This window comes from Thermodesulfobacterium thermophilum DSM 1276 (assembly GCF_000421605.1).
GTDB classification, from domain to species: Bacteria; Desulfobacterota; Thermodesulfobacteria; order Thermodesulfobacteriales; family Thermodesulfobacteriaceae; genus Thermodesulfobacterium; species Thermodesulfobacterium thermophilum.
The window spans coordinates 28,988-40,403 of record NZ_ATXI01000009.1 but is presented as its reverse complement, the minus strand read 5'-3'; the positions used below and the strand labels follow the sequence as shown (position 1 = coordinate 40,403).

13 protein-coding genes and 1 tRNA gene are annotated in these 11,416 nt (G+C 35.4%); 7 read left to right on the top strand and 7 right to left on the bottom strand.

What is annotated here, in order from left to right; translation table 11 throughout:
• Window positions 1-7 precede the first annotated feature (7 nt).
• Window positions 8-478 carry a tRNA adenosine(34) deaminase TadA gene (tadA, locus tag H529_RS0105500; RefSeq protein ID WP_022855531.1) on the top strand — a complete coding sequence of 157 codons (471 nt, stop codon included), beginning with the start codon at window positions 8-10 and terminating at the stop codon, window positions 476-478.
• Here tadA and H529_RS11240 read toward each other — a convergent pair.
• Window positions 468-1,370 carry a diguanylate cyclase gene (locus tag H529_RS11240; protein WP_022855530.1) on the bottom strand — a complete coding sequence of 301 codons (903 nt, stop codon included), beginning with the start codon at window positions 1,368-1,370 and terminating at the stop codon, window positions 468-470. The two genes, tadA and H529_RS11240, sit on opposite strands and share 11 nt — an antisense overlap.
• A 210-nt stretch (window positions 1,371-1,580) precedes the next feature.
• Between H529_RS11240 and H529_RS0105490 the strand changes: the two genes are divergently transcribed.
• Window positions 1,581-2,099, top strand: a complete 519-nt coding sequence (locus H529_RS0105490; RefSeq protein WP_022855529.1) for a flavin reductase family protein — start codon at window positions 1,581-1,583, stop codon at window positions 2,097-2,099.
• A 24-nt stretch (window positions 2,100-2,123) separates the two neighbouring features.
• Window positions 2,124-2,282: a bacterioferritin-associated ferredoxin gene (locus H529_RS10295; protein ID WP_033396864.1), complete on the top strand. Its 159-nt coding sequence runs from the start codon at window positions 2,124-2,126 to the stop codon at window positions 2,280-2,282.
• Window positions 2,283-2,316: 34 nt separating this feature from the next.
• Here the strand turns inward: H529_RS10295 and lpxD are convergent, their stop codons facing one another.
• Window positions 2,317-3,339, bottom strand: coding sequence for a UDP-3-O-(3-hydroxymyristoyl)glucosamine N-acyltransferase (lpxD, locus tag H529_RS0105480; protein ID WP_022855528.1), 1,023 nt, complete (start codon window positions 3,337-3,339; stop codon window positions 2,317-2,319).
• A 175-nt stretch (window positions 3,340-3,514) separates the two neighbouring features.
• Between lpxD and H529_RS0105475 the strand changes: the two genes are divergently transcribed.
• The 4 genes from H529_RS0105475 to H529_RS0105460 all read left to right on the top strand — a co-directional run bounded on the left by H529_RS0105475 (window position 3,515) and on the right by H529_RS0105460 (window position 6,525).
• Window positions 3,515-3,589, top strand: a tRNA-Val gene (locus H529_RS0105475).
• Window positions 3,590-3,625: 36 nt separating this feature from the next.
• Window positions 3,626-5,569, top strand: coding sequence for a threonine--tRNA ligase (gene thrS / locus H529_RS0105470; RefSeq protein ID WP_022855527.1), 1,944 nt, complete (start codon window positions 3,626-3,628; stop codon window positions 5,567-5,569).
• A gap of 74 nt (window positions 5,570-5,643) precedes the next feature.
• The gene (gene infC, locus H529_RS0105465) at window positions 5,644-6,171 is read left to right on the top strand and encodes a translation initiation factor IF-3 (protein ID WP_022855526.1); all 528 of its coding nucleotides are present in this window, start codon (window positions 5,644-5,646) and stop codon (window positions 6,169-6,171) included.
• A gap of 120 nt (window positions 6,172-6,291) precedes the next feature.
• The gene (locus tag H529_RS0105460) at window positions 6,292-6,525 is read left to right on the top strand and encodes an FmdB family zinc ribbon protein (RefSeq protein WP_022855525.1); all 234 of its coding nucleotides are present in this window, start codon (window positions 6,292-6,294) and stop codon (window positions 6,523-6,525) included.
• On the opposite strand, the gene H529_RS0105455 is transcribed toward H529_RS0105460, so the two are convergent.
• Genes H529_RS0105455 through gatB form a run of 5 tightly spaced genes read right to left on the bottom strand, consistent with a single transcriptional unit; the run spans window position 6,522 to window position 11,112 of the window.
• Window positions 6,522-7,478 carry an FAD-dependent thymidylate synthase gene (locus tag H529_RS0105455; RefSeq protein ID WP_022855524.1) on the bottom strand — a complete coding sequence of 319 codons (957 nt, stop codon included), beginning with the start codon at window positions 7,476-7,478 and terminating at the stop codon, window positions 6,522-6,524. The two genes, H529_RS0105460 and H529_RS0105455, sit on opposite strands and share 4 nt — an antisense overlap.
• Window positions 7,475-7,915 (bottom strand): dUTP diphosphatase, encoded by a 441-nt coding sequence (gene dut, locus H529_RS0105450; RefSeq protein WP_022855523.1) that lies wholly within the window; start codon window positions 7,913-7,915, stop codon window positions 7,475-7,477. Before dut ends, H529_RS0105455 begins: the two co-directional genes overlap by 4 nt.
• Before the next feature lie 32 nt (window positions 7,916-7,947).
• Window positions 7,948-8,565 carry a redox-sensing transcriptional repressor Rex gene (locus tag H529_RS0105445; protein WP_281166818.1) on the bottom strand — a complete coding sequence of 206 codons (618 nt, stop codon included), beginning with the start codon at window positions 8,563-8,565 and terminating at the stop codon, window positions 7,948-7,950.
• A complete protein-coding gene (gene mtnA / locus H529_RS0105440; RefSeq protein ID WP_022855521.1) occupies window positions 8,561-9,685 on the bottom strand; it encodes an S-methyl-5-thioribose-1-phosphate isomerase in 1,125 nt (374 codons plus the stop codon). Before mtnA ends, H529_RS0105445 begins: the two co-directional genes overlap by 5 nt.
• Window positions 9,682-11,112 (bottom strand): Asp-tRNA(Asn)/Glu-tRNA(Gln) amidotransferase subunit GatB, encoded by a 1,431-nt coding sequence (gene gatB / locus H529_RS0105435; RefSeq protein WP_022855520.1) that lies wholly within the window; start codon window positions 11,110-11,112, stop codon window positions 9,682-9,684. The genes mtnA and gatB overlap by 4 nt, the downstream gene beginning before the upstream one ends.
• Window positions 11,113-11,416 lie beyond the last annotated feature (304 nt).

Here is an 11,416-nt window from a genome sequence, read left to right as displayed (position 1 = left end):
TATAAAAATGTTTAAAGAAGAAGACCTATTTTTTATGGAAGAGGCCCTTAAAGAGGCTTTAAAGGCTTTTGAAGAAGATGAAGTACCTGTTGGGGCAGTGATAGTTTCTCCTAAGGGGGAAATCATAGGTAGAGGAAGAAACCAAATTCTAAAACAAAACGACCCAACCGCGCATGCCGAAATCTTAGCCATAAGAGAGGCCTGTCAAAGGATTGGTAATTTTAGACTTTTGGGATGTAAGATGTATGTGACTCTTGAGCCCTGTCCGATGTGTGCCTATGCTCTTGTGCTTGCAAGAATAGAAGAATTGATCTTTGCTACCCGAGATGAAAAAACAGGAGCTTGTGTTAGCCTCTATCAAATAATCAGTGATCTAAGGTTAAACCACAGGATTAAAATGAAAGAAGGTTTATTGAGACAACAAGCAGCTCAACTTTTAAAAGAATTCTTTAGACTAAAAAGAGAGACTATAAAATAGGGCTTATCTCACAAAAATCCTGTTTTTCCTCTAACCTTAAAACTTCAACCCGGTTTTTACCTAACTGTTTTGCCCGATAAAGCGCTTGATCAGCTAAAGAAATGTATTCCATTATGTTTTTTTCTCCTCTGTATTCACATCCCCCTAAACTGATCGTAACCTTTAGATTAGGATTAGTTTCAAAATTTATTTCCATAACCCGTTCTCTCAACCTTTCCCCCACCATTTTTACCTTATCTAAATCACACCTGTAGAGGATGATTAAAAATTCTTCTCCTCCGTATCTTATAACCTCATCACTTATTTTTACGTTTTTTCTCAAGGTTTGGGCAACTACCTTTAAAACTTCATCTCCTATCAGATGTCCATAGAGGTCGTTTATGTTTTTAAAGTTGTCTATGTCTGCCATAATAAAACCAATAGGACCTTTAGTTCTTTTAAGTTTAGGGATTAGTAAATCGAGGTAAAGTCTGTTGTTTAGCCCAGTAAGATGGTCTATATACATCATGCTAGGTACAGACTTTATTATGTCTTTTAAGCTTAGAAGACCTACCAGTTTAGAATTATCATCAACTACCGGAAGATGGCTTATGTTAAACCTGGCCATAAGGTTTATGGCTTCTATAAGGGGCATTCCAACTTTAACAGTTATAAGAGATTTCTTGTCTTTACCTAAAGTCTGGAGAATTTCTTCTACGTTAGAAGGTGTTGGGGCAAATAAGAAAATTTTAGGCAGGTCTCTTAGAGTAATAATCTGGATGGGTTCTTGTTGTTGATCTACTACAACCACACTTCCGATCTCTTTATCTATAAAACAAGAAACCAATTCTAATAGGCTACTTTCAGGGTCAACCTTAAAGACGTCATCGATCATCACGTCTTTTACTAACATGGATTTACCTCTAAATGTTGTTTTTTTATAATTAATAGTAGAAAAGTAGCTTAAAAATTTTTTTTGTCAATAATAAATAGCAAAAAAAATCAGGTTTGAGGACCCGGTGGGTTAGTTATTGTTTTTTTATTTTGGTAAGATAAAATAACCAGTGTTTAAAATATAAGCTTAAAAAACTAAAGGAGATTAAAAAACTAAAGGGGGCTAAACATGAAATTTTACAGGGCCTTTCATCCAAGACCAGCTGTAATCATAGGTAGTGGCAACGTAGAACAAGGACAAGCTAATCTTATGGCTTGTTCCTGGATAACCCCTATCTCTGTGGAACCTCCTACCATAGGTTTTGCTTGTGCAACTAAACATTATACAAAAGAGCTTATCGATAAGTATCAAGCTTTTTCGGTAAACATAACAGAAAACTATGAGCTGATTTTTAACGTAGGTTCTGTCAAGGGAAGAGAAATCGATAAAATTAAAAAATTTGCCATAAAAACCAAACCAAGTCCTAACTTCAAGTTACCTTTGTTAGAGGAGAGTATGGCAACTTTTGAATGTAAAGTGTTAGAGGGCATCAAGGTAGGAGATCATGTTTTTTACATAGGAGAGGTTTTGTTTTGGGAGGCTAAAGCTTTTGACGAAGAAGGGTTTAAAGAGTTTTGGAAGTTACCCTTACATAAAACAGGAAGATTTTTTGTTTTCTGCGATAAGAAGGTTTATATGGTAAAATAAGGAGAAAAAAGAGAGGTAAAATATATGAAAGAACTGGTGTGTTATTGTTTTGGTTTTGCTAAAGAGGATATTGTGAGGGATGTAAAAGAAAACCAGGGACGTTCTGAAATCTTAGAGTTTATCATGGATAAAAAAAGAAAGGGCCAATGTGAATGTTATCTTAGAAATCCCAAGAAGACTTGATGTTTAGGAGACGTCCACAGGATTGTGGAAGAAACTAAGAAATCTTTAGGATTTTTTTAAGTTGTTTATATATTTCAGGGAGCTTTTCAAAAATTATTATTGCCCTTTTCCAAACGTTTGCTTTTATAGCCGGTATTCCTGCTACCTCGGTGTTTGGGGGAACTTCTCCAACTACCCCTGATTTGGCTGCTACTCTTGCGCCTTTACCGATTTTGGCTGAAGGAGCTATTCCTACCTGTCCTGCGATCATCACAAAATCTTCTAAAACAGCACTACCTCCTATGGCAGTATGAGAAACTAAGATGTTTTGTTTCCCAACTTTAACGTTATGCCCCACCTGGACAGAATTGTCAATTTTAGTTCCTTCTCCGATAACAGTAAACCCAAAAACAGCCCTATCAACCGTAGAATTAGCACCTATTTCAACATCATCTTCTATCAAGACCCCTCCAAAATGATGAATTTTAACGTTTTTGTAGCCTTCATCTAAAAGTTCTTGAGCAAACCCAAAACCATCAGCGCCTATGACGACTCCTGCATGGATGATGCAATTTTTACCTATCTTAGAATAGGGATATAGCACGGCGTTAGGATAAACTACTGTGTTTTCTCCAATTTCACAAAAGGCCCCTACAAAAACTCCTGGATAAAGGACTACCCCTTTTTTTATTTTTGTCCCTGATTGTATGTATACATTAGGGTAAATAGCAACCGGTTCTTCTATTTCTACCCCATCTTCTATAAATGCCTTTTCACTTATTCCCCATCTTATAGGAGGTTCCTTTTTAAAAAGTTCAGTAATCTTAGCAAAGGCTAACCTAACCTCCTTTACCTCGACCACAGATTTTTCTTCTAATTGATTGGCCAAACCTTTAGGACAAAGCACAGCTTTTGCTTTAGAGGCTTTAGCCTGAGGTACTTTTTTTAAAGAGTCTATAAAAATTAATTCATCTTCTTTGGCAAGAGGAAGGGCATTAACTCCTCTTATCTCAAGGTCTTCTCCTATCAGTTCTCCGTTTATTTGTTTGGCTATAAAAGATAGTTTATAAGCTTTCAAGTTTTCACCTCCGTGTTTTTTTATTTAAAGATACATTTAAAGATACAATTCTTTATGACAAAATCCAGAGGGGGACGTTAAAATTGTATAAACAGGCTAAAATTTTTTGGTACATTTTTATTTTTTACCTTGACATAAGCCAAAATTTTGTTATTTTAAGGATTAATTAAACTGTAGGCGCGTAGCTCAGTGGGAGAGCGCTTGCTTGACGCGCAAGAGGTCGGCGGTTCGATCCCGCCCGCGCCTACCATTTTTGTTGAAACCTTGAGGAGAAAAGGGTTTAGGTTTGAAAATAGTTATTCAGGACATCGGGGAGTTTGACCTTCAGCCAGGTCAACCTTTAAAAAGAATTTTATCTGAAATCAAAAAAGTTGTCAAAAAACTTCCTGTAGGTTTTAAGTTTCAAGAAGAGTACTTAGATTGGCATACTCCTGTTACCAGCTCTTTGGGAAACGGTGAGTTGGTGGAGCTTATTCCTATCTATCCTGACGACAAGGAAGCTTTATGGTTTTTGAGACATACCGCTTCCCATGTGCTTGCTCAAGCAGTAAAGGAACTTTTTCCAGAGGCAAAGTTGGGTATAGGCCCTGCGATAGAAGATGGTTTTTACTATGATATCTATTATACAAGACCTTTTAATGAGGAAGACCTGGAGAAAATAGAAAAAAAAGTTAAGGAAATCATTCAAAAAAGATTACCGTTAGAAAGAAGGGAGATTAGTAAAGAGGAAGCTGAAAAGTTGTTTTCTTCGTTAAAAGAAGAGTTTAAACTTGAACTTATAAAAGAGATTAACGAAGATACAGTTTCTATTTATTCTCAAGGAGATTTTGTAGACCTTTGTAGAGGTCCTCACGTTCTTTCGACAGGAGACATCAAGGCAATCAAGCTCCTATCTGTATCTGGTGCTTATTGGAGAGGCGATGAAAAAAATCCTATGTTATGGCGTATTTACGGAACTGCTTTTTTTAGTAAAGAAGAGCTTGAGAAATATCTAAAAAGACTTGAAGAAATCAAAAAGAGAGACCACAGAAAATTAGGAAAAGAGCTTGAGCTTTTTACGATAGAAGAAGCCATAGGTCCTGGGTTAGTTATCTGGTTGCCAAAAGGTGCACTTATTAGAAATTTGATAGAAAATTTTTGGAAAGAAGAACATTTTAAGCGAGGATATCAGTTATTATATACACCTCATATAGCTTTAAGAGACCTATGGAAGGTTTCTGGACATTTAGATTTTTATGCAGAAAATATGTTTCCTTCTATGGAGCTTGAAAACAGAGCCTATCAGTTAAAACCGATGAATTGTCCTTTCCATATATATGTGTACAACCAAAAAAGAAGGAGCTACAGAGAATTTCCTATCCGTTTTTGTGAGCTTGGGACGGTATATCGTTTTGAAAGAAGTGGGGTTTTACATGGCCTTTTAAGAGTTAGAGGATTTACTCAGGACGATGCCCATATCTTTTGCCGTGAGGATCAGCTTGAAGAGGAATTGACCAACGTTCTTGATTTGGTGGTTTATTTTCTTAAGGTGTTTGGTTTTTATGAATACAAAATTTTCGTTTCTACCAGGCCAGAAAAGTTTGTAGGAGATCCTAAAGTTTGGGACAAAGCAGAAGAGGCACTTAAAAAAGCCTTAGAAAACAAGGGACTTTCTTATGAAATAGACCCGGGAGAAGGAGTTTTTTACGGCCCTAAGATAGACCTTAAGATTAAAGATGTCCTTGGTCGTTTTTGGCAATGTTCTACCATTCAGGTAGATTTTAACCTGCCTGAAAGATTTGATTTGGTTTATGTAGGAGAAAATAATAAATTTTATCGTCCTATCATGGTGCATAGAGCTTTGTTAGGGTCTTTAGAAAGATTTTTAGGGGTTTTGATAGAAAACTATGCAGGTGCTTTTCCTTTTTGGATCTCACCTGTACAGTTAAAGGTTTTAACCATTACCGATAGAACTATTCCTTATGCAGAAAAGGTAGCTCAAACTTTAGAAAAAGCAGGTTTTAGAGTAGAAAGGGATTTTAGAAGTGAGAAACTCAACTATAAAATAAGGATAGCTCAACAAGAAAAAGTCCCTTACATGGTAATCCTTGGAGATAAAGAAGAAGAAAATCAAGTGGTAAGCCTTAGGTCACGTACAGGAGAGGTTTTAAACAATCTTTCCTTGGAAGATCTTATCTCTAAATTAAAAACTGAAAATCAGCCTTATTATCAACTTAATGAAAGGTCTTAAGTTTTCTCTTCGTCATAAAGTTAAGGTTTTAACATCTCCAAAAATTAAAATTCACTTAGGAGGAAAGTTGTAGTATGCAAAAAGACTTGAAGAAAAAGTATCGGGTTAATGAACAGATTAAAGCTAAAGAAGTAAGACTGATAGGTCCAGATGGTAAACAGATAGGTATTGTGTCGTTAACCGAAGCGTTAAGATATGCCGAAGATTATGGTTTAGACCTGGTAGAAATAGCACCTACTGCTAATCCTCCTGTATGTAAAATAATGGATTTTGGAGAATTTTTATATCAAGAGGCTAAAAAAGCTAAAGAAGCTAAAAAGAAACAGGTTCAGATTGAAACCAAAGAAATTAAACTTAGTCCTAAAACAGATAAGCATGATTTGGAAGTAAAAATTAAACATATTATCAGGTTCTTAGAAGACAAAAATAAAGTAAAGGTGAGAATTGTTTTTAAAGGAAGAGAAATAGCTCATCCCGAAATGGCAGATAAGGTGTTACTAGCTATTTTGGAGGCGGTAAAGGATAAGGCTCAGGTGGAAAGTCCTCCTAAGTTAGAGGGAAAACAGCTGATAACCATCCTGGCTCCTTTGGTCAAAAAATAGGTTTTTAATAATTTTTGTGTTTAATCCTCTTTAAAAGTTATCATTCTGCATTATATTTTCCAACGAATTTTTTCTTCAAATTCACAGGTAAGTTTTGAATTTTGGAGAAGGGGGTTGCTTATGGCTATTTATGAATATGAGTGTTTGGCTTGCGGACACCAGTTTGAGATTTGGCAAAAAATTACTGAAGATCCTCTTAAAACTTGTGAGAAGTGTGGAGGAGAGTTAAGAAGACTTATCGGAAATACCGGTTTTATTTTAAAAGGTTCTGGCTGGTATGTTACAGATTATGCCCGTAAAGAAAAAGGCCAGAAAAGCAATTTTAAAGAAGAGGGTTCTCAAAAAAAATTCTAACGATTCTTAAAAAGATGTTCTTTTAACAGGAACGCTAAATTTTTTATTTCTTCTTGGGCTTGGGGTATCGCCCTTTTGTTGATAAAATCTTCCCATACAAATTCTGGCCCGGTGGCTAAAAGAGTGGTAGCTACACCTTGAGGAACTAAAAACCTTGCACTCTCTTTTTTTAGGTCTTTCATAAAATCTTTGTAATACTTCATCGTATATTCTATGATTTCTTGGTAGGTTTTGATATGGTAGTCGCTAAAATTTTTAGGTAAGATAAACTTATCAACCTCGGTATATCTATGAGAACGTTGATTGAAATTAAGCCAGGTGTGTCTTACGAATTGGTGACTAAAGATTCTTGAAAAGTTATGAACGATTACTCCAACCCAGTTAAAGGGATAAGGTTTCAGTTGTTTTATGATGATGACCTCAGGAATAGCAAAAAAGTTATTATGGTCTTCTTCAACAAGATGGTAAGGGAACTCTAAGAGTGTGCCCTGATATAAGTTTTGGTTATTTTTAAAATAAACAATCTCAATCGAGGTTAAGTCAGGAGGAATTTCTATCAGTTTGGCAAATTGTTCCTCTGAAAGATTTTCTGCAAGATGTCTAAGATTAAACAAGGCCTGTTTTTTAGTTTCATCCCAAAATACTTTAAAGTAAATTTGTGCGAGAAGAAGTTTTTGTTCAACTTCGATGTTTTCGGTGTTGACGAAAACCGGAGTATGGGCAAAAACACTGTAATGTTCCAGTTTTTTTAGATGAAGAAGAAAATTTTTAAAGGTCTCAAAGTTTTTAAACTTTTCTTCAGAAAAAAGGGCCAAAGGATGGGAAGAGGCGTAACATATCCTTGCTCCTAAATAGCTAAAGAAGAGAAAATCTGTTATAGCTTTAATATCAGAATTTTCAACTATTACAGAAATAAATTCTTTTTGAAGTTGTCTTAAGTCCGCGAGGTTCATCTGTAGCCACCTGTTGACCCAAAACCACCTCTGGAAGTTTTTTGGGGTGGTTCTTTAGTTTCTACTATTTCAGGAAATCCCACCTGGATAAATATGGCCTGAGCTACCTTTTCTTGAGCTTTTATAAAAGCAGTCTTTTGGGTGATGTTAACTACAGGTATTTTTATCTCATCCTCAACACCACAGTAATCAAAGTCAATAATTCCTGCTGAGTTAGGAAGGATAAGTCCTTTATTTTTAAAAAGGGAAGAACGAGGGAAAATTAAAAGGGCATAAGGGTAGGGGGCCTTTATTACTAAACCTGTTCTTATAAGTTTAAACTCTCCTGGTAAAATCTCTAAATCCTCCAAAGCGAAAATATCATATCCTACCGAACCCTCGGTACTTCTCTCAGGAAGCTTGGCTCTTTCGTCTTTTTTCCAAACCTCTATCTTCATTTTAACTCCTTTTACGATTACAATTAAAATTTTTATCTACTTAAAAAATAAGATAATTTGGTTAAACCTAAGCTAAACGAAAGGTTTTCTATCCGAACTGAATCATTCCTGGAAAAAAATGGGATTTTGGTTAGGTTTAAAATAGCCTTTAATCCATTATCCAAAAAAGTCTTTATGTAAACCTCTGCGTTTTCTTCTGCGGTAATAACTCCTATGTCTACTTGAATTGCTTTAAACACATAGGAAATCTGGTCTAAGTTGTAAACAGAAATTCCGCTATAGATTCTTCCTATATGCTCCTCTCTGGTATCAAAGGCTGCCATAAAGTAGAAGCCTTCTTTCTGGAGTTCTTTATTTTCTAACAGAAATATCCCTAAGGGAGAAATGCCACCTAATATTAGGTTCCATTCTCGGGAAAGGCCTAAGAATTTTTTTAGATTAAACTTTAATGTTTTAATGTTATAGCCTACACCTTTAGTGCCAAGGGTTCCTAAAAAGTTTAAGTCTTTTCTTAGTTGAGCAGAGGTTACTCCAGCAAGTTCTGCCAACTCTTCAGAAGAAAGTGAAAGGATACCTTTATCTTCAAGGCTTTCAAGGATCTTAAGATAAAAAATCAACCTTTCTAAGGTGTTTTCTGGTAGGTCCTTAATTTTTATTCCCTTTTATGATTTTTGGTATATTTTGGCTGTAAGGAGGATATATCACCCCTTTTTCTGTAATTATAGCAGTAATCAACTTTCCTGGTGTTATATCAAAGGCAAAGTTATAAGCCTTAGCATTTAAAGGAGCAACCCGTGTTTTTCCACAAGAGAGTACCTCTTTCGAAGGCCTTTCTTCTATAGGGATTTCTTCTCCTGAGGAGATTTCTAAGTCGAACGTAGAGGATGGAGCAGCTACAAAAAAGGGTATTTTATGGTAATGGGCAAGGACAGCTAAACTATAAGTTCCTATCTTATTGGCTGTATCGCCGTTTAAGGCTATTCTATCAGCCCCTACTATGATAGCCTTGATTTTTCCTTTTTTGATAAGATATCCCGCTGAGTTATCTGTGATGATAGCATAAGGTATGTTAAGCTTACTAAGTTCCCAGGCAGTAAGTCTTGCACCCTGTAAAAAAGGTCTTGTTTCATCTACGAATACAAAGATTTTTTTATGTTTATAAGCCTCTCTTATCACCCCTAAGGCTGTACCATAACCTCCTGTAGCTAAAGCTCCAGTATTACAATGGGTGAGAACCCCTCCCTCAGGAATAAGATCTTTCCCAAAATTTGCCATGGATAGATTTCCTTTTACATCTTCTTCCCAGATTTTTAAAGCCTCTTTTTCTAAAATAAAGTAAAGCTCTTTTAAAGTTTTTAACGTTATTGGTTCTTTTTCAACCTCTTTAAGAAATTTTTCACAAACCCCTTTCATTCTGTTTACAGCCCATTTAAGGTTAACAGCCGTAGGTCTGGCTGTTTCTAAAAGTAGACTAATTTTTCCTATTTCTTCGGTGATACGCCTGATAGAAAAATTCTTATTTCTTTCTAAAAAGTTTTTAAATCCTATGGTAAATCCTATGGCAGCACATATTCCGATAGCAGGAGCCCCTCTTACTACCAACTCTTTGATCGCCTTTCTGACTTTATTTAGGGTATTACAAAAAACGTATTTTTCCTCTAAAGGAAGTTTTCTTTGGTCTAATAAAAAAAGTCCTTCTTCATTCCAAATCCAGGCCTGGATTATGTCTGCTTGACTGGGGGTTTTTATGTCGTTTTTTTTCTTTTTCATTTTTCTAACAACTCCTCCAAAAGTTTATTAACTACTTTAGGATTGGCTTTTCCTTGGGTTTTCTTTAAAACTTGTCCTACAAAGAAACCAAGTAATCCTTTCTTTCCTGCTTTATATTTTTCTACCTCTGCAGGATTTTCTCTGATTACTTCTTCGCAGATAGCTTTTAATTTTTCTTCTGAACTTTCTTGGACTAACCCTTTTTCTTCTACCAGTTTTTTGGGGTCAACACCCTTTTCGTAAACCTCTGGAAAGATTTGTTTGGCTATGGTTATAGAAATAAGGTTATCTTCAACCAACTTAAGAAGTTGGGCTAAGTTTTCAGGGGTAAGTTTTGACTGAGTAATGGTTATGTTGTCTCGATTTAAATAACGTAAAACTTCTGTTAACATAAAATTAGAAACCATCTTTGGGTTAGGATAAATTTCTAAGGTTTTTTCAAAAAATTCAGCAAAATCTCTTTCTTCTATCAAAATTTCTACTTCATAAGGGGTGAGTTGATACTGAGTTAAAAATCTCTGTTTTTTCACATGAGGAAGTTCTGGAAGTTCATTTTTTACCTTTTGTAACATGTCATCATCAATCTGGATTTCTATCAGGTCAGGGTCAGGAAAATAGCAGTAGTCATGGGCTTCTTCTTTTCCTCTCATCGGATGGGTAGTTTGGGTAGCTTCATCATAAAGTCTGGTTTCTTGAACTATGGTTTTACCTTCGAGAAGCAATCCTATCTGTCTTTTTATTTCGTAGGATAAGGCCTTTTCTACATGTTTAAATGAGTTCATGTTTTTAAGTTCTACTTTAGTACCAAATTTATCACTTCCTTTAGGTCTAACCGAAACATTAGCATCACATCTTAAACTTCCTTCTTCCATATTTCCATCACAAATACCCAAATATCTTACGATTCTTCTTAAAGTTTTAAGATAAGCTACCGCTTCTTCTGGGGAAGAAAGAGTGGGGGTACTTACTATTTCTAAAAGTGGAGTTCCGCACCGGTTAAAATCTACATAAGAAAAGGGTTGTTTCTCGTCATGGATTAGCTTACCCGCATCTTCTTCCATATGAATCCTAACTAAAGGTATGATTTTTCTTGTTCCATTTACCTCAATTTCTATTTCTCCGCCTTCAGCTATGGGAAGTTCGTACTGAGAGATTTGATATCCTTTGGGTAGGTCTGGATAAAAATAGTTTTTACGAGCCATTACAGAGTTTTTGTTGATTTTACAACCAAGGGCTAAACCTAATTTTATGGCAAATTCTACGGCTCTTTTATTGATTACTGGAAGTACCCCTGGCTGTCCTGTACATACCGGACAAACTTGAGTATTAGGAGGGTTACCAAACTTGGTGGAACATGAGCAAAACATCTTAGTTTGGGTGTTAAGCTGAGCATGGACTTCTAATCCTATTACTGCCTCAAATTCCATAAATCACCCCTTTAATGGAAGTTGATAGTGAGAATATAAATGTTATCATACAATTTTTTTATTCTGTGTCAATATTAACCTGTAGAAGATGTTTTTAAAATTTCCTTTTGTCTATGATTCGTTAACAAATTATTCTATAGTAAAATAGAGAGTTAACAAAAAACAATCATCTCTTGTTTCATGAAAATTTAAAGGGATCTAATTTTATATTTTAAAAGGGGGCAAAAGGGATCAGGAAGAAAATAGTTATGTAAAAAATAGTAGAAAGATTTTCCGAACACCTTCTCCATAGGAGAGAGTTGAC